Annotated in this window: 19 protein-coding genes; 15 read left to right on the forward strand and 4 right to left on the reverse strand. The window is 36.9% G+C overall.

Translation table 11 applies throughout. From position 1 onward, the window contains the following. Positions 1-11: 11 nt before the first annotated feature. From recR to CA834_RS11250, 3 genes are all read left to right on the forward strand, one after another. A complete protein-coding gene (recR, locus tag CA834_RS11240) occupies positions 12-629 on the forward strand; it encodes a recombination mediator RecR (RefSeq protein ID WP_094968814.1) in 618 nt (205 codons plus the stop codon). Positions 630-636: 7 nt separating this feature from the next. Then, positions 637-1737 (forward strand): glycosyltransferase family 2 protein, encoded by a 1101-nt coding sequence (locus CA834_RS11245; protein ID WP_094968815.1) that lies wholly within the window; start codon positions 637-639, stop codon positions 1735-1737. Between the two features lie 90 nt (positions 1738-1827). Beyond that, a complete protein-coding gene (locus CA834_RS11250) occupies positions 1828-3192 on the forward strand; it encodes a dihydrolipoamide acetyltransferase family protein (RefSeq protein WP_094968816.1) in 1365 nt (454 codons plus the stop codon). Between the two features lie 69 nt (positions 3193-3261). On the opposite strand, the gene CA834_RS11255 is transcribed toward CA834_RS11250, so the two are convergent. Next, positions 3262-4347, reverse strand: coding sequence for an NADH:flavin oxidoreductase (locus tag CA834_RS11255; protein WP_094968817.1), 1086 nt, complete (start codon positions 4345-4347; stop codon positions 3262-3264). Between the two features lie 119 nt (positions 4348-4466). Here CA834_RS11255 and CA834_RS11260 point away from each other — a divergent pair, with 119 nt between their 5' ends. The 10 genes from CA834_RS11260 (at position 4467) to rimO (ending at position 12466) form a co-directional block, all read left to right on the forward strand. Then, positions 4467-5243 (forward strand): 3'-5' exonuclease, encoded by a 777-nt coding sequence (locus CA834_RS11260; protein WP_094968818.1) that lies wholly within the window; start codon positions 4467-4469, stop codon positions 5241-5243. 30 nt (positions 5244-5273) lie between these two features. After that, entirely contained in the window at positions 5274-5885 is a 612-nt protein-coding gene (locus CA834_RS11265) for a fumarylacetoacetate hydrolase family protein (protein WP_094968819.1), read from the forward strand. Beyond that, entirely contained in the window at positions 5886-6227 is a 342-nt protein-coding gene (locus tag CA834_RS11270) for an Hpt domain-containing protein (protein WP_094968820.1), read from the forward strand. Further along, positions 6228-7475, forward strand: a complete 1248-nt coding sequence (locus CA834_RS11275) for a competence/damage-inducible protein A (RefSeq protein WP_094968821.1) — start codon at positions 6228-6230, stop codon at positions 7473-7475. Positions 7476-7554: 79 nt separating this feature from the next. Further along, positions 7555-7791 (forward strand): 50S ribosomal protein L28, encoded by a 237-nt coding sequence (rpmB, locus tag CA834_RS11280; protein WP_094968822.1) that lies wholly within the window; start codon positions 7555-7557, stop codon positions 7789-7791. Positions 7792-7816: 25 nt separating this feature from the next. Next, positions 7817-7999 (forward strand): 50S ribosomal protein L33, encoded by a 183-nt coding sequence (gene rpmG, locus CA834_RS11285; protein ID WP_094968823.1) that lies wholly within the window; start codon positions 7817-7819, stop codon positions 7997-7999. Between the two features lie 6 nt (positions 8000-8005). Then, positions 8006-8158, forward strand: coding sequence for a DUF4295 domain-containing protein (locus CA834_RS11290; RefSeq protein WP_094968824.1), 153 nt, complete (start codon positions 8006-8008; stop codon positions 8156-8158). Positions 8159-8299: 141 nt separating this feature from the next. Next, entirely contained in the window at positions 8300-9253 is a 954-nt protein-coding gene (ftsY, locus tag CA834_RS11295) for a signal recognition particle-docking protein FtsY (RefSeq protein WP_094968825.1), read from the forward strand. A 77-nt stretch (positions 9254-9330) separates the two neighbouring features. Beyond that, a complete protein-coding gene (locus tag CA834_RS11300; RefSeq protein ID WP_094968826.1) occupies positions 9331-11013 on the forward strand; it encodes an amidase family protein in 1683 nt (560 codons plus the stop codon). A 148-nt stretch (positions 11014-11161) separates the two neighbouring features. Next, positions 11162-12466 (forward strand): 30S ribosomal protein S12 methylthiotransferase RimO, encoded by a 1305-nt coding sequence (gene rimO / locus CA834_RS11305; RefSeq protein ID WP_094968827.1) that lies wholly within the window; start codon positions 11162-11164, stop codon positions 12464-12466. 235 nt (positions 12467-12701) lie between these two features. On the opposite strand, the gene CA834_RS11310 is transcribed toward rimO, so the two are convergent. The 3 genes from CA834_RS11310 to CA834_RS11320 all read right to left on the reverse strand — a co-directional run bounded on the left by CA834_RS11310 (position 12702) and on the right by CA834_RS11320 (position 14321). Beyond that, on the reverse strand, positions 12702-13388 hold the full coding sequence (locus CA834_RS11310) for a hypothetical protein (protein ID WP_094968828.1): 687 nt from the start codon (positions 13386-13388) through the stop codon (positions 12702-12704). A gap of 82 nt (positions 13389-13470) precedes the next feature. After that, complete coding sequence (locus CA834_RS11315) at positions 13471-13842, reverse strand: VOC family protein (RefSeq protein WP_094968829.1); 372 nt, start codon at positions 13840-13842, stop codon at positions 13471-13473. Between the two features lie 89 nt (positions 13843-13931). Further along, entirely contained in the window at positions 13932-14321 is a 390-nt protein-coding gene (locus tag CA834_RS11320) for a hypothetical protein (protein ID WP_094968830.1), read from the reverse strand. A 229-nt stretch (positions 14322-14550) separates the two neighbouring features. Here CA834_RS11320 and bshC point away from each other — a divergent pair, with 229 nt between their 5' ends. Both bshC and CA834_RS11330 read left to right on the forward strand, forming a co-directional pair. Further along, positions 14551-16158, forward strand: coding sequence for a bacillithiol biosynthesis cysteine-adding enzyme BshC (bshC, locus tag CA834_RS11325; RefSeq protein WP_094968831.1), 1608 nt, complete (start codon positions 14551-14553; stop codon positions 16156-16158). Positions 16159-16591: 433 nt separating this feature from the next. Beyond that, positions 16592-17239, forward strand: coding sequence for an outer membrane beta-barrel protein (locus tag CA834_RS11330; RefSeq protein ID WP_094968832.1), 648 nt, complete (start codon positions 16592-16594; stop codon positions 17237-17239). Positions 17240-17323 lie beyond the last annotated feature (84 nt).

Raw genomic sequence — 17323 nt, forward strand, 5'->3', positions numbered from 1 at the left:
CCTTCGCACCTATGGAATTTTCTTCAAAATTACTGGAAAATGCGGTAAACGAAATGTCCCAATTGCCGGGTATTGGTAAGCGTACAGCCCTCCGATTAGTGCTCCATTTATTGCGGCAGCCAGAGCATCAAACATTCCAATTGTCTGAAGCACTCTCTAAGGTAAGGGCTGAGATTAATTTTTGCGAATCCTGTCATAGTATTAGTGACAAAGCCTTATGTGAGATTTGTGAGAATCCCTTGCGAAATAAAGAAATGATTTGTGTTGTTGAGGATATTAGAGACGTCATGGCCATTGAAAACACAAGTTCGTATAAAGGACTTTACCATGTCCTTGGGGGCAAAATTTCACCGATGGATGGTATTGGACCACAAGATCTTAACATCACCTCCCTTGTAGAAAAGGTAAAAAAGGGTGAGGTAAAGGAGCTTATATTTGCTATGAGTCCAACCATGGAAGGTGATACGACAAACTTTTATATCTTCAGGCAAATCCAAGATTACCATGTTGCCACTTCTACCATTGCTAGAGGTGTTGCTGCAGGAAACGAATTGGAATATACCGACGAAATTACTTTAGGCAGGAGTATTATAGACCGTATACCATTCGAGGCTTCCCTAAAATCATAATTGTATATTGAAATTATCAATAGTCATACTTAATTATAATGTTCGCTATTTTTTAGAGTTATGTCTTAAAAGTGTAGAAGCTGCAATAAAGACCATTGATGCTGAAATCATTGTGGTGGACAATAACTCTAAGGATGATAGCTGCAATATGGTTAAAGCCTTGTTTCCGAAAGTTAAGCTCATTAAGAACACAGATAATCTTGGTTTTTCAAAAGGCAATAATATAGGTGTCAAGAGAGCAGAAGGTGAGTATATATGTATTCTTAACCCAGATACTGTTGTTCCTGAGGATTGTTTTGTAAAACTATTGGATTTTGCTGATTCCCAAAGTAATTTAGGTATTGTTGGTTGTCAATTAATAGATGGTAAAGCCCAGTTCTTACCTGAGAGTAAGCGAAACATACCTACTCCTATTGTAGCGCTTAAAAAACTTTTTGGAAAAGACTCAGGGTATTATGCCAACAAGCTAGATACTAATGATATTGGCGCGTGTGACATACTGGTAGGTGCTCTTATGGTAATACCTAAAACTGTTTATGACAAAGTTGCAGGATTTGATGAAGATTACTTTATGTATGGTGAGGATGTGGATTTGTCCTATAAGTGCTTAAAAAATGGTTTTACCAATTATTATTACGGAAAAACAATTGTTATTCATTTTAAGGGAGAAAGCACGCTAAAGGATGCCAACTATGCCAAACGGTTTTATGGGGCCATGCAAATTTTCTATAAAAAACATTTCAAAGGAAATATTTTATTTAATGGGTTAGTATGGCTAGGATTAAAATTGGCCTACGTGTTCAGAAAACCATCAAGGCCTAGAGAAGAATTTCATGAACAAACCTATGTTTTTACAGAGCAGCTTCAAGAAGCGTTAAGGAGAATACTCGTAGAACCCGTTCACGTACATTCGCAATTAAACACGCCAATTGAAGACAATAGTTTGGTTATTTACGATTTAAGTAAGTTCCAAATCAAGGCAGTCATTGCGGATATGATTGAAAAAAAGCAGAAATTTAGAATAAGATTCAGGTTTTTACCAAGAAATAGTACATTTATACTAGGCAGTGATAGCTCAGTATCTAGAGGTGAAGTACTGCAATTTTAATAGTGTTTAGTTGAACAAAAACCAATAAACAAACGGTTTTTTTACTAATTTTGCACTCGATTAGCAATTAAAGACCTTCAAATTATACATATGGCAAAGTTTGAACTTAAGTTACCTAAAATGGGAGAAAGTGTTGCGGAAGCAACGATTACCTCCTGGCTTAAAGATATAGGCGATACCATCGAAGCAGATGAAGCCGTTTTAGAAATTGCAACAGATAAAGTGGATAGTGAAGTGCCAAGTGAAGTCGACGGGACTTTAGTTGAAAAACTATTTGATGTTGATGATGTTGTACAAGTAGGTCAGACTATTGCGGTTATAGAAACAGAAGGTGGGGCAACGGTTGAGGTGAAAGCACCAGCGGCAGAGCCAGTGGTAGAGGCAGTAGCAGAAGAAAAAGCACCAAAGGTTGTGGCCGAGGTGTCTAAAACTATAACCGCCGCTAAGGCAGCTGTCGAGCCGATTATATCCTCAGAAGATCGTTTTTATTCACCATTAGTTAGAAACATTGCCAAGCAAGAAGGTGTTAGCCAAGAAGAATTAGATGCGATTCCTGGTACAGGTAAAGATGGTCGGGTTACTAAAAACGACATAAAAGCATTTCTTGAACAACGAAGTTTTCAGCCACAAAACATACCACAAGAAGCACCTAAAATCGAACCAGTTGCTAAGGACATTGAGCAAACTGCCACGTCAGCTTCAAAAGTAGAAGATAAGAAAGAAGCAGCTCCGGTGGTGGCCTCAGGTGATGATGAGATTATTGAAATGACCCGAATGGGTAAACTTATTTCAAAGCACATGATAGATTCTGTGCAAACTTCAGCGCATGTACAGTCTTTTATTGAAGCTGATGTCACCAATATTTGGAATTGGAGAAATAAAGTAAAAAATGATTTTAAAGCTCGCGAAGGCGAAAATTTGACGTTTACTCCAATATTTATGGAAGCCGTGGCTAAGGCCATTAAGGACTATCCAATGATAAATATTTCCGTTCAGGGTGATAAAATTATTAAACGTAAGCATATTAACCTTGGTATGGCGGCAGCACTACAGGATGGCAATCTTATAGTCCCAGTGATTAAGGATGCCGACCAACTTAATTTGTTGGGAATGACGAAACGTGTTAACGATTTGGCCAAAAGAGCACGAGAGAATAAACTAAATCCAGACGATATTCAAGGGGGTACCTATACAGTCACTAATGTGGGAACCTTTGGAAGTATTATGGGAACGCCAATTATCAATCAGCCACAAGTGGCTATTTTGGCCTTAGGCGCTATTAGAAAAGTGCCAGCGGTAATTGAAGGACCTGAAGGAGATTATGTGGGTATCCGTTACAAAATGTTCTTATCGCATTCTTATGACCATAGGGTAGTAAATGGTGCGTTAGGAGGGCAATTTGTTAAAGCCGTAAAAGATTATTTGGAGGCTTGGGATATGAATAGGGAAATATAAATCATTACATAAAGAGACATAATATGTAATAGAATAAATAAGAAAAAGCACAGTTTCAACTGTGCTTTTTTAGGATTTATCCTTAACAAACCCAGGCCATCTTCTCATATAAGTTATAAACGTGTCGCTTAGACCTTCAGACCTTAGGTAATCTTCGGAAACTGGGTTTTGAATCGGTGTAAAATCAGGATTGTCTATGACGCATTGAGGAAAGTCGTGATGGAGAATTGCTGAACGACCAATAGATACAAAATCAATTCCAGAGTCTAATATATACCGCACATCAGCGCCAGCTCTTATATTGCCAGCTACAGTAATTTTAACGTCTTTTCGATCTAATTGAGAGATATGTTCTAATAATGATTTTTTGGGCTCTATCGCCTCCTCTGGAAATTTAAAAACATCCCACAGGGATAAATCCAAGAAATCAATTTGATGAGAATCGATGAGTTGTTGACTAACCGTTTTAATTTCGGATAATTTCATTCCAAAACGTTCTGGTGATAGGCGTACACCTAGCAAAAAATCTTTACCACATTGCTCTCGGATACCGTTTACTATTTCAAACAATAAGCGTGCTCTATTCTCAAGCGTACCACCATAATTATCTGTTCTTTTATTTATGGTTGAACTTAAAAATTGAGTTAAAATATAGCCATGTGCACCATGAACTTCAACGCCACTGTAACCAGAAGTTTTGGCTCTTATTGCAGCACTGATAAAATCAGCTCTAAGTTGATATACCTCACCTAAGGTCAAGGCACGGGCATTGTGTTTTTCGCTATCAGAAGGACAGACCGCTTTTTCACCAATAACCTCATATGGAGAGCGCATTCCCGCATGGTGTAGTTGTACCATAGCCAAGCTTCCATAAGACTTAATGGTACTAGCTAATTTAGTATGCCCTTCAATATGCCTATCTGAAAATATACCGAGTTGCCCAGGAAATCCTTTACCAATTTCTTGGACATGTGAAGCACAAGTCATGGTTAAGCCAAATCCGCCCTTGGCGCGCATCGTCAGCCATTTAAATTCAGCATTTGACAATGTCCCATCCTCATGACTTTGTTGATTGGTTAAAGGCGCCAGCATAAAACGATTTTTCATGGTGATTCCAGATTTAAACGTTAGTACGGTTTCAGGTGCGGGTTTCATTTTGGGATGCTTAAAATTAGTATCGCGAATGTCGACCTTTTGCGGCACATTTTCAAATTGTGTAAATTGGACAGGCCCTTTTATGAATTCTGCCTACATTTGCAAAAAATTAATAGCACATGCAACTCAACCTTAATAAACCCATTTGTTTTTTCGATTTAGAAACTACAGGAATCAATATCTCCCAAGACCGTATAGTAGAAATCTCTATTTTGAAAGTTCATCCCGATGGTAATGAGGAAACATATACCAAATTGGTTAACCCAACGATTCCTATTCCGCCTGAGGTCACTAAGGTTCACGGTATTTCAGATTCGGATGTTGCAGATGCACCGACCTTTAAGGAGATTGCAAAGGAAGTGTACAATATGATAAAGGATTCTGATTTAGGAGGTTTTAACTCCAATCGTTTCGATATTCCGTTGCTAGCCGAGGAGATGCTTAGGGCAGAGGTGGATTTTGATATGAAAAACAGGGTAGCTGTTGACGTGCAAACCATCTTTCATAAAATGGAACAACGGACTTTGAGCGCTGCATATAAATTTTATTGTGATAAGAATTTGGATGAAGCTCACAGTGCAGAAGCCGATACTAAAGCCACTTACGAGGTTTTAAAGGCACAGCTAAATAAATATGAACAGCTTGAAAATGACACTAAATTCTTGGCTGAGTTTAGCTCTAGAAAAAAGTTCGCTGATTTTGCCGGTTTCTTAACCTTTAATAAAAACGGGGAAGAGTGTTTTTCCTTCGGAAAGCATAAAGGCAAACGTGTTGTAGATATCTTAGAGCAAGAGCCTGGTTATTTTGGGTGGTTGTTAAATGCCGATTTTCCATTGTATACAAAAAAGGTTCTGACTGCCGTCAAATTGCGCCAATTTAATAACAAATTGGACTAAAATTAGGAGTCGAAAAATAATATTTATAAAATGAAACTCATTTGCATAGGTCGAAATTACACGGACCACATCAAAGAATTGGAAAATGAAAAACCTGCGGATCCCGTAGTGTTTTTAAAACCAGATACCGCCATTTTATTAAAAAAACAGCCTTTTTTTATTCCAGACTTTTCAGATGATGTGCATCATGAGGTTGAGATTTTGGTGAAAATAAAGAAGGTTGGAAAGTATATTGATAGGAAATTTGCACCTAAGTATTATGATGAAATTGGTTTAGGAATCGACTTCACTGCCAGAGATCTTCAGTCACAATTAAAGGCCAAAGGCTTACCATGGGAAAAGGCCAAGGCATTTGATGGTGCGGCAGTGATAGGAAAATGGCTTCCTAAAACCAAATTTGAGGATATTGATAATATCAACTTCAGCCTTAAGCGTAATGATGAAATTGTGCAGTCGGGCAATACGGCCTTAATGCTTTGGAAAATTGATGAGCTTATAGAATATGTTTCTAAATATTTCACTTTAAAAATAGGAGATATTATCTTTACCGGGACACCAGCAGGTGTCGGTAAGGTTTTTGTAGATGACCAATTAAAAGGATATATTGAGGACGAGGAATTATTTTCAATAAAAATAAAATAAATGCCAAAGTATTATAAATTAGATCGCGTTCGCGAAATGGCGGACAACGATGAGGATTTTGTTGCAGCGTTAGCAGCAGCGTTTGTTGAAGAAGTGCCTGAGGATGCTGAGCGCTTAAGAAAAGCTATACCAGAAGCAGATTTTTATGAGGCCTATCAAGCCGCACACAAAATGAAGCCTACTATAGATTTGTTCGAATTAGGAATTCTAGAAACCCTTATTGAGGTTCAGGATTGGGGAAAATTTGAGCAAGAAGATAAAAATGTTGAAAAACAGCTTCAAATAGTTCTTACCGCGGTTGAAAACGCCACCAACGAAATAAAAGCAGATTTCGGTCTATAAATGCAAGCAGAAATAATTACCATCGGCGATGAGATTCTCATTGGGCAAATCGTGGACACCAATTCGGCCTTTCTAGGTAAGGAATTTAATAAAATCGGCGTTTCGGTTTATCAAATTACATCTGTTCAAGATGACAAGGCACACATTCTAAAGGCTTTAAAGGAAGCAGAGGACAATGCGGATATTATAATCATAACAGGTGGTTTAGGACCAACCAAGGACGATATTACCAAACATACCATTTGCGAGTATTTTAATGATACCCTTATTGAGAATGCAGCGGTATTGCAACATATAGAGCATTTATTCGCAAAATATATAAAGACCCCCATATCAGATATCAATAGGCAGCAAGCCCTTGTGCCTTCAAGGTCAATAGCTCTGATGAATAAGTACGGTACGGCACCTGGCATGTGGATAGAAAAGAATGAAAAAACATTTGTTTCGCTTCCAGGGGTTCCCTACGAGATGAAGGCTTTAGTTAAGGATGAGGTTTTTCCACGTTTAAGAAAAAAATATCATTTTCCATTTATAATGCATAAAACCCTTCTCACATATGGCTTGGGCGAAAGTGCTATAGCGAATAGGATAGAGGAGTTTGAGAATGACTTGCCAAATTTTATAAAATTAGCCTACTTACCTAACCTAGGACGTGTTAGGCTTAGGTTATCTGCCAGAGCAAAGGATCGCAAGACGGTAGAAATTGAAATGGATAGGCAGGTCAAACGCCTATTAACATATATTGAAGACATCTTTGTTGGATTTGAAGAGGACAACTCCCTCGAGGCCATTATTGGCTTACAGTTGACCGATATGGGAAAAACACTGGCGATTGCCGAGAGTTGTACCGGCGGAAAAATTGCACAAGCCTTCACGGCTCATGCAGGAGCATCCAAATATTTTAAGGGTAGTGTGGTGGCCTATGCCTCAGATGCCAAGATAAATATTTTGAATGTTCCAGAAAAAATCATAAAAAAACATTCTGTAGTTAGCCAACAAGTAGCTGAAGCTATGGCATTAAATGTCAGGGAACTTTTTGATACAGATTATGCCATTAGTACTACAGGTAATGCTGGTCCGGATAAGGGGGAATCTGATGCTGAGGTTGGTACCGTTTGGATTACCATTGCAAAAAAGGATGGTGTCTATTCTGAAGTCTTTAACTTTAGTAACCATAGAGAGAAAGTGATAATGAAGGCTACAAATAAAGCCTTTGAAATGCTAGCAAAAGAAATTTCAAAAAAGTAAGACTTTAAGTTTGTTGAAAACTAAACTTTTACTAAATTTGCACCCTGTTTTAAAATAACATACCTAAAGAGATAAAACAATGTCAAGAGTTTGTGAACTTACAGGGAAAAAAGCGATGGTAGGAAATAACGTATCCCATGCCATGAACAAAACAAAACGCAAGTTTGACGCAAACTTGATAAAGAAGCGTTTTTATATCCCTGAAGAAGATAAGTGGGTAACATTAAAAGTGTCAACATCAGCGTTAAAAACCATTAATAAAATAGGTATTTCTGCGGCACTTAAAGAAGCAAGAGCTAAAGGATTTTACAAATAAGAGCGTAGGCTAAAGTCAATATACCATGGCAAAGAAAGGAAATAGAATACAAGTTATTTTGGAATGCACGGAGCATAAAAACTCTGGTATGCCAGGAACTTCAAGATACATTACAACAAAAAATAAAAAGAACACGCCAGATCGCATGGAGATTAAAAAATTCAATCCCATATTAAAGCGTATGACAGTTCATAAAGAGATAAAATAATTAATCATGGCAAAGAAATCAGTAGCATCATTACAAACCGGGTCAAAGCGTTTGACAAAAGCTATAAAGATGGTGAAATCACCAAAAACAGGAGCCTACATGTTTGTAGAATCTGTTATGGCACCAGAATTTGTTAATGATTGGCTTAATAAGAAATAATCTATACTATTAGATAAGATGTAGTAAAACTGCTTTCATTTGAAAGCAGTTTTTTTATGCTTATTTTTGACGTCAGTCTGACAACTTAACAGATTTGGCTTTGGGCAAGATTATTGCTCACTTCACATAAAATAGTTATTTATGGGTTTATTTAAAAAGATCTTTTCTTCTGAAAAGAAGGAATCGCTTGATAAAGGATTAGAAAAATCAAAAACATCCTTCTTTGGCAAGCTTAATAAGGCAGTTGCGGGAAAATCGAAAGTAGATGACGATGTTCTAGATAATTTAGAGGAAATTTTGGTGACTAGTGATGTAGGCGTAAATACCACTTTAAAGGTCATTGAACGTATCGAAGAGCGCGTGGCCAAAGATAAATATTTGGGGACTTCAGAGCTCAATCAAATATTGCGTGAAGAAATAGCAGGATTATTATCTGAAACCAATAGTGGAGAAGCTACAGAGTTCAGTATCCCAGAAATGAAACAGCCATATGTTATTATGGTTGTTGGGGTTAATGGCGTTGGTAAAACAACAACCATTGGCAAATTGGCTTACCAATTTAAAAAACAAGGGTTAAATGTGGTCCTTGGTGCGGCAGACACGTTTAGAGCAGCAGCCATAGATCAATTACAAGTTTGGGCAGATCGCGTAGGGGTACCTATTGTTAAACAAAGTATGGGAAGTGATCCAGCTTCCGTGGCATTTGATACCTTACAAAGCGCTGTTACTCAAAATGCAGATGTAGTAATTATTGATACTGCTGGCCGTTTGCACAATAAAGTTAACTTGATGAATGAGTTAACGAAAGTTAAACGGGTAATGAAAAAAGTAGTTGAAGATGCACCACATGACGTGTTATTGGTATTAGATGGTTCTACAGGACAAAATGCTTTTGAGCAGGCCAAACAATTTACAGCAGCTACCGAGGTGACATCTTTAGCGGTAACGAAGCTAGATGGCACAGCTAAAGGAGGCGTTGTGATTGGCATTAGTGACCAATTTCAGGTGCCTGTAAAATATATCGGTGTAGGCGAAGGGATTGAGGATCTTCAAGTATTTAATAAATACGAGTTTGTGGACTCTTTCTTTAGGTAATGGTGCTTTACTTTAACGGTCCACATAAAGTTTTAAGAATTTAGGCGTATTTTGTATTTTTAAATAAAATACTAACCATGCGCTATATACTATTTCTCTTAATTCTACTTTTAACCCTTTCTTGTAAAAACAATAAAACTTCAGAATCCGAAATGCCAGAAGATGCTTCGGAGATTGAGATAGATAATACGAATGTCGAAGAACCAGCTGACGGTCTTGAGGCTATTTCAACAAAAGATTTTACAACATTTAAAATTTTAGATTCCAAAATCCTTACGAAAGCCGAAATTTGGGATGGAATCAATTCCCAAATGGAGGATTTTGGAGAAGATGATTATAATCGCCTAAAGGCTTCGATTATAGAACAAGATATCCCAACACTTCAGCAAAGTATTGCCGATGGACAATTCAGTTACGAAGATCTTGTCAAGTTTTATTTATTTCGCATAAGAAAATACGATAGAGAAAATCCATTGTCCCTGAACTCGATTATTGCCATAAACCCTAATGTCATTAAAAGGGCCAGAGAACTGGATAAAGAGGGCTTAAATTCAAAGGCAAAACACCCCATTTTTGGTATGCCAGTCCTATTAAAGGATAATATTAATACTGTTGACATGCCTACAACAGCTGGAGCTCTAGCCTTGAAGGATAATACCACACAAGATGCTTTTATAGTAAAACAACTTAAATCCAAGGGTGCATTGATTTTAGGTAAGACCAATTTAAGTGAGTGGGCCTATTTTTTCTGTGGTGATTGCCCAAGTGGTTATAGTGCTATTGGAGGGCAGACGCTTAACCCATATGGTAGACGGATTTTTGACACGGGTGGTTCGAGCTCTGGTAGTGGCGTTGCAGCGGCGGTTAATTTTGCAGCGGCTACTATAGGAAGTGAAACGGCAGGTTCTATTTTGTCACCTGCAAGCCAAAATTCTGTAGTGGGATTAAAACCTACGGTAGGATTAATAAGCCGTAGCGGTATCGTCCCTATTTCCTCCACTCTAGATACGGCCGGACCAATTACTCGAAATGTTACTGATAACGCTATTGTCTTAGATGCCATATTTGGAGAAGACACCAATGATGCTAAAGCCTTTATGGTAATTTGGGATTCTGGATTTTACACCAAAGACCTAAAAAATGCAAGTGTTGAAGGAAAGCGCTTTGGGGCGCCTAAACGATTATTGGAAGATAGTCTTTATGTTAATGCCCTTAACGTTTTGAAGATGCAAGGTGCAGAAATAGTTGAAATTGAGGAAGAGGCACTTGAACTTCCAAACTTCTTAAATCTACTAAATTTAGATATGCGTAAGGATTTACCAGATTATATGGACAATTATGCGAATAAGGACCTTAATTTAAGAACAGTATCTGATGTAATGGAATTTAATAGACAAGACTCGTCCTTAGCTATGCCTTACGGCCAAAAATTATTTCAGGGTATTGTAAATGACAGTGGCGATGCCACTTTCTTAGAACGCATTAAAGATACGCTTAAGACTAATGGAAAACTATATTTTGACAGGCCTATGGCAGTCCATAAATTAGACGGTTTTTTGTCGATTAATAATTACCATGCCGCGTTTGCTGCGGTTGCTGAATATCCTGCATTAACTGTGCCCATGGGCTATACTATAGAAGGGGAACCTAAAGGACTCACTTTTATTGGTGGGCGTTTGCAGGAAAAATTGCTATTAGAATGGGCTTTTGTTTACGAACAAGCCTCAAAGGCTAGGAAGGTGCCAATTGGCTATCAATAGTCTCCTTTTCTTTTTTATAATTTCATTTGACCATACTTAGGTTCTTAGCCTATGCAGTATTTTCATAAAATATAATGCGCCTACAATTTAAGATTTAGTCTTGGAAATACTAAATCATTGGTATCTTTGCAGACCGATTGAAATGACCATGAGAACAAAATCCTTAAAGAAGAACAGAATCAACGTCGTAACCCTTGGCTGTAGTAAAAATGTATACGATAGCGAGGTACTTATGGGACAGCTGAAAGCCAGTGGTAAAGATGTTGTGCACGAGCAAGAAGGCAATGTGGTGGTCATCAATACCTGTGGGTTTATAAATAATGCCAAAGAAGAGAGCGTTAATACCATATTGCATTATATGCAAAAAAAGGAGGAAGGTGAAGTAGATAAGGTGTTTGTAACAGGATGTCTCAGTGAGCGATATAAACCAGATTTACAAAAAGAGATTCCCAATGTAGACCAGTATTTCGGTACTACCGAGCTACCGGGGTTATTAAAAGCACTTGGCGCAGATTATAAACACGAATTAATAGGAGAACGTCTTACGACCACACCTAAGAATTATGCATATTTAAAAATCGCCGAAGGCTGTGACAGACCTTGTAGTTTCTGTGCTATCCCATTAATGCGTGGTAAACATAAAAGTACACCAATGGAAGCCTTGGTGATGGAAGCAGAAAAATTAGCTTCCAACGGCGTTAAGGAACTAATTCTTATCGCTCAAGATTTAACATATTACGGTTTAGATTTATATAAAAAACGAAATCTTGCCGAACTTTTAGAGAAGTTAGTTAAGGTAGAGGGTATTGACTGGATTCGTCTGCATTATGCTTTTCCGACAGGCTTTCCGCTAGATGTATTAGATGTAATGAAGCGAGAGTCTAAAATCTGTAATTACCTAGATATTCCTTTACAGCATATATCCGATTCAATTTTAAAGAGTATGCGTCGTGGTACGACAAAGGAAAAAACCACCAAGCTTTTGAGGGAATTTAGGGCTAAGGTACCAGAAATGGCCATAAGAACGACACTTATTGTTGGTTACCCAGGTGAAACGGAGGATGATTTTAATACACTTAAAGAATGGGTGAAGGAGATGCGCTTTGAGCGTTTAGGTTGTTTTACCTATTCCCATGAGGAAAATACGCATGCGTATAATTTGAAGGACGACGTCCCAGAAGAAATAAAAATGCAACGTGCCAATGAAATTATGGAAATACAATCTCAGATTTCATGGGAACTCAATCAGCAAAAAATAGGAAAGGAGTTTAAGGTGGTAATTGATCGTAAAGAAGGTAACTATTTTGTGGGTCGTACCGAGTTCGACTCTCCAGATGTTGATAATGAAGTTTTAATCGATGCAACCAAGACATATTTAAAGACAGGTGAGTTTGCAACAGTAAAAATTATCGAAGCGGAGGATTTTGACTTGTATGCCGAAGTCGTTTCTTAATTAGAAAGCTAGACTTTGACCTTTCATCAGCTAAGCAAATACGGTAGCGCTTAAATTTAGTTATCATCAATTTGCTTTAATTTTCATGCGCCATTATTACGTCATCATTACCGTGAGAAGAACAATGTAGGACTGCAGATTTAAAAGAAATACTTAGCTCAGAGTGTTTTTTAGTTCCATATTAAAACAAAGACCTCATGAATCTATACTAGGTTTTATCAAAATCTAGTAAATTCTATAAACAAGAATTAATGAGATTTCCACGGATTTCAAAAGGATGAAAGCGAGAGAAAAGCTCTTCGGAGTACCAACCTAATTCTCTCGTTTTCTTTACCATTTCAGCATGTTTCTTGTTTTTGTAGGCATAGGCCATCATGGCATCCCCTGTTTCCCAAAGCGAAAATGTGGCTTGCATTAAAATAGGCCATTCACCAATTCCCTTTGAATAGATTAAACCCTTGTGTCCATCCATGGATTTTGAAACGGAAGGGACATGTCTCCAAAACTTATAGGCCAGTTTTGGTTTTATGGTGGCTCTTGTAATTACGGCAATAGGTTTGTCATCATTATAGGTCACACTAGAAGTGAAGGGTTCTTGTTTGCTCCATTGGCCATGAGCTTTTATAGAGTGCATCAATACATGGGAGTGCTTCACGGAAGGGGCTTCATATTCCTTCATCGTTTTGGTAGTGAGGAATTTTTCTGCATTTTGCTCGGAGTCAAATACAGTGAGTAGTCCAAAAGTTGAAAAGTCGGGCCTAATAGAAAATCCATTACCGCTACCAGTGCCAAAAGGTTTCCAGAAGGTCAATCCTTGAAAGCTTTGCTTGCGCAGTGGTGGTCTACCCATTCGGCCAAGAGCATGCCATTTTGGTTTGATCCCTTGGTATTGAAATAATGAAAATACAGTGGTCTGAGACACTTTTAACTCGTAATTTTTAACGAAGATACGTGCTAAATTTTAGGAATTTCTTGATCTTTTGTTAAGAACAAAAAAGAGTCAATTAAATATGTTGATCGACTAAAATAGCATTGCCATCTGGATCTAGGATGACAAAACTTGCAGGTCCTGAATCACCCGCATCAATTTCTTGTGCAAAGCTAACGTCATTAGATTTTAGATGTTTTTGAATGTCTCGAACATCATCAAAATTTTTAAGCGTATTGGCGTCTTGATCCCAGCCCGGATTAAAGGTAAGTATATTCCCCTCAAACATTCCTTGGAATAAGCCTATAAGAGTAGATTCATTTTTCATTATGAGATAGTTTTTATCCAATTCGCCAGCAAAAACTGAGAAACCTAAGGTTTCATAGAAAGTCTTGGAAGCCTCAATGTCCTTTACGGCGAGGCTTATTGAAAATGCACCGAGTTTCATTTGATTATTATTTTGGTTAATATCTAAAGGTAGTAAAAGGTTTTTACTTATAAACCTAATTAAGTTAAGAGGCTATCTTTTAAAAAGCTCTAATGCCATTCGGCATCAAGTTGTTTTAGTTTGTCATGAAGTATAAGAAGCGAATCATTTTGGATCAACGGAATTTTTATTCGAAATTCTTTGTCGTCACTCTTTAAAATATATTCACCTGATAAATGTGTAATGGTTTTCACCTTGCTTAGCTGTATAGATTTGCCAAAAAGCCAATTTTCTTTAATTAGATCATTCTCAATACTGAGGTATTTTCCTCTGCGTTGCTGAAAATAAAGAGCAAAATATATGAGGGCCAGTAGAAACCAGAAATAATTCAACCAACGATTACTGTTAAATACAGTTACTTGAATTATACCGTTGAGAAGCCATACAATTCCTAAGATTAAATTTAAGCGCTGTAGTTTTAATTTGTAATAGATTTTCATAGGTTAGTGTCTCTTTTTCCTTTAATAGTCTATGCTATAAGTAGTACTTTTAAACTCAACTGATTTATGCGTTGCAAACACCATTTGTTCACTATTGTTCCAGCAGTAAAGATATGTGGTTGATGCGAATTAACTAAAAATTAGCAGTTAAAAAAATGTAGTATCTTATATTTATGCCTTTGTTAACATCGCTGAATGTTGCGCGCGTATTACCTATTCAAAAGTATTGATGAATCTAAATCAACCGACTGATTATCTGCCATATAGAAATACAGGTTATTTCTCTGAATTTATTTGTGATTATTTAGATGAAAAACCGCGACTAAAATCCTTATACAATCGGTTTCCGCTGTTGGAGAATTTTAAAGCTCAAATCGATGAAAAATCTAAGGCTTTTAATCATGGCGGGAGAGAGGTTTTGGTTGAGGTTTTAAAAGAACAGTACCTTGATTTACCTGCATCCGATGTGACCCTAGACCATATTGATAGCCTAAAGTCTAGAAATACATATACAATTACTACAGGTCACCAATTAAACTTATTTACGGGACCTTTATATTTTTTGTACAAAATTATTTCTGTCTTAAACCTTACGAGGCAACTCAAGGCAACTTATTTAGATTATAATTTTGTGCCCATCTATTGGATGGCCTCTGAAGACCACGATTTTGACGAAATCAATTATTTTAATTTTAGAGGAAAAAAGATTCAGTGGAATAGCGAGCAAACTGGTCCTGTCGGTCATTTTAATACGGAGGGCTTGGATTCGGTTTTTGAAATTCTTTCCGCGGAATTTGGTGTTGGAAAGAATGCAGAGCAGCTTAAAGATTGGTTTAAGCAGGCTTACTTAAATCATTCCAACCTAGCAGATGCTACACGATATTTAGCCAACGAATTATTTGGAGAGTACGGTTTAGTGGTATTAGACTCAGATCATAAAAAATTAAAGCGCTTATTTGTCCCACAGATTAAAAAGGAACTTTTAGAGGAAACGGCATTTAAAAATGTGAGTTCAACGAATGAAACGCTTGAAGACCTTGGTTTAAAAGTTCAGGTGAACCCAAGGGAAATTAATTTCTTTTATATAAATGAAGGTCTACGAGAGCGTATTATTTTAGAAGATAAGGTGTATAAAGTGAACAATACAAGCATGTCTTGGAATGGAGATGAGCTCATAGAACACCTTATTGAGATGCCAGAACGATTTTCACCAAATGTGATTATGCGACCCTTATATCAAGAAGTGATTCTACCAAATCTCTGTTATATCGGTGGTGGGGGTGAAATGATTTATTGGCTTCAGCTAAAATCGAGTTTTGAAGCCCAGAACGTAACATTTCCTATGTTATTGTTGCGTAATTCTGCCGTGGTTAAAACACAAAAGCAGGCTCGGAAATTAGATAAACTAGATATCCGCAACGAGGATTTATTCTTAAAAAGAAATACCTTTATTAATAAAAAGGTGCGCCAAATTTCAAATATTGACATAGATTTTTCTCCGCAGATAAAACATTTAGAAGAACAATTTAAGGCTTTGTACAAACTTGCTGAGCAAACCGACAAATCATTTTTGGGTGCAATTAAAGCTCAAGAAGTTAAACAAATTAAGGGTTTAAAGCATCTTGAAAAACGCTTACTTAAAGCCCAAAAGAGGAAATTAGCTGATGAGATTAGTCGTTGTACGGATTTACAGGAGGAACTATTTCCAAATGGTAGTTTACAAGAGCGCACTACTAACTTTTCGGAATTGTATTTGGAATATGGGCCTGATTTAATTCCTCAACTATTGAATGTATTACAGCCATTAAAAAGTGAATTTTCTATTATAGTCTTATAAGTTTGTTTGGCTTAGTATTCTTGTAATTTCAAAGTAGTATCTAAGTAAATCTTATATCTAATTTTATAAAAAATAGTTCCACACTAATATTATCAGATGCTCTGGATAGACTATTTTACAACAAATTGATATTCAGACCGTGCCCTCTTATCTCCAATTTCAGGGTTTAATCGAAAAGTTAAAAAGCTCGAACTAGACGCTTATTACTATAAAGTAGGCATTGTTTCTTTGGTAATTGGTTCACTTTTTTAGTCTTTTGATGTTCCTAAGTAACTGATATTAAATGAGATATATTTTTTAGAAATCTTCGGTAAAGAAGATTTTATTTTTGGTGTGTCCTATTAATATTGAGGTGGACAAAATGTGGACAGCTCAGTTTTTAATTAGAAGTAAGGCTTTTATTATCTAAATTGCTAAAACCAAAAATACATTTATGGTTAAACATTACGCGCTTGTTGTATTTGTTTTAGTTTTCAATTTTTCATGTTTTTGCCAGCAACTGTACATTGAATTGGGAACAACCGTCTCCTCCTTTGATTATGAAAATTCTCAAGGACAACCTCTAGACAATTTACTATCCACGTCAAAAGGCTATTTCGGAATGGGGTATAGACAGAGCATAAACGATGCAAATACCTTGTTTCTTTTGCTTGGTGCTACCTATAACAATTATGGCGCTATTGGCAGTGAAGCTAGTGTAGACAATTTTTTTGAGTGGGATGTGAGTTATTTAGGCGTAAAAGCCGGCTTAGGTATAAAATTGTTTGAATTGAGGGACCTCACGTTTTTTCTAAATACCTCAATAGCTACGGAATTTTTGGTTCGAGGTACGCAAACAATAAACAATGATGTATTTAACCTGGTTGGAGAAGAAGAGTTTAACAATACTATTTTTTTCTTTAGAGGTGGTTTAGAGATGCAGTATCCTATTTCAAGAAGTACGGCACTTTTTGTAGGATATAATTATGGGTCATCAGTATTGATAAGCAGCGGGGAGAATAGTGAAAAACTAAATCTGAAGGCGCACCAATTTGGCCTAGGTTTTATAATCAACCTTCCCAAGTGTTACTGTAGCTATTAAAGCCTGTAGGTTTTACTGGACAAATGGTGGACAAATGGCCTAATATTATTATAGACAAGAATTTAATTATAGTTTTAAAATATC

The sequence above is a fragment of the Winogradskyella aurantia genome (genome assembly GCF_002266855.1).
In the GTDB taxonomy this organism is placed as follows: Bacteria; Bacteroidota; Bacteroidia; order Flavobacteriales; family Flavobacteriaceae; genus Winogradskyella; species Winogradskyella aurantia.

Coding starts and splice junctions, on each gene's coding strand:
- recR (WP_094968814.1), top strand. CDS start 12: ATGGAATTTTCTTCAAAATTACTGGAAAATGCGGTAAACGAAATGTCC.
- CA834_RS11250 (WP_094968816.1), top strand. CDS start 1,828: ATGGCAAAGTTTGAACTTAAGTTACCTAAAATGGGAGAAAGTGTTGCG.
- CA834_RS11255 (WP_094968817.1), bottom strand. CDS start 4,347: ATGAAACCCGCACCTGAAACCGTACTAACGTTTAAATCTGGAATCACC.
- CA834_RS11260 (WP_094968818.1), top strand. CDS start 4,467: ATGCAACTCAACCTTAATAAACCCATTTGTTTTTTCGATTTAGAAACT.
- CA834_RS11265 (WP_094968819.1), top strand. CDS start 5,274: ATGAAACTCATTTGCATAGGTCGAAATTACACGGACCACATCAAAGAA.
- CA834_RS11270 (WP_094968820.1), top strand. CDS start 5,886: ATGCCAAAGTATTATAAATTAGATCGCGTTCGCGAAATGGCGGACAAC.
- CA834_RS11275 (WP_094968821.1), top strand. CDS start 6,228: ATGCAAGCAGAAATAATTACCATCGGCGATGAGATTCTCATTGGGCAA.
- rpmB (WP_094968822.1), top strand. CDS start 7,555: ATGTCAAGAGTTTGTGAACTTACAGGGAAAAAAGCGATGGTAGGAAAT.
- rpmG (WP_094968823.1), top strand. CDS start 7,817: ATGGCAAAGAAAGGAAATAGAATACAAGTTATTTTGGAATGCACGGAG.
- CA834_RS11290 (WP_094968824.1), top strand. CDS start 8,006: ATGGCAAAGAAATCAGTAGCATCATTACAAACCGGGTCAAAGCGTTTG.
- ftsY (WP_094968825.1), top strand. CDS start 8,300: ATGGGTTTATTTAAAAAGATCTTTTCTTCTGAAAAGAAGGAATCGCTT.
- CA834_RS11300 (WP_094968826.1), top strand. CDS start 9,331: ATGCGCTATATACTATTTCTCTTAATTCTACTTTTAACCCTTTCTTGT.
- rimO (WP_094968827.1), top strand. CDS start 11,162: ATGAGAACAAAATCCTTAAAGAAGAACAGAATCAACGTCGTAACCCTT.
- CA834_RS11315 (WP_094968829.1), bottom strand. CDS start 13,842: ATGAAACTCGGTGCATTTTCAATAAGCCTCGCCGTAAAGGACATTGAG.
- CA834_RS11320 (WP_094968830.1), bottom strand. CDS start 14,321: ATGAAAATCTATTACAAATTAAAACTACAGCGCTTAAATTTAATCTTA.
- bshC (WP_094968831.1), top strand. CDS start 14,551: ATGAATCTAAATCAACCGACTGATTATCTGCCATATAGAAATACAGGT.
- CA834_RS11330 (WP_094968832.1), top strand. CDS start 16,592: ATGGTTAAACATTACGCGCTTGTTGTATTTGTTTTAGTTTTCAATTTT.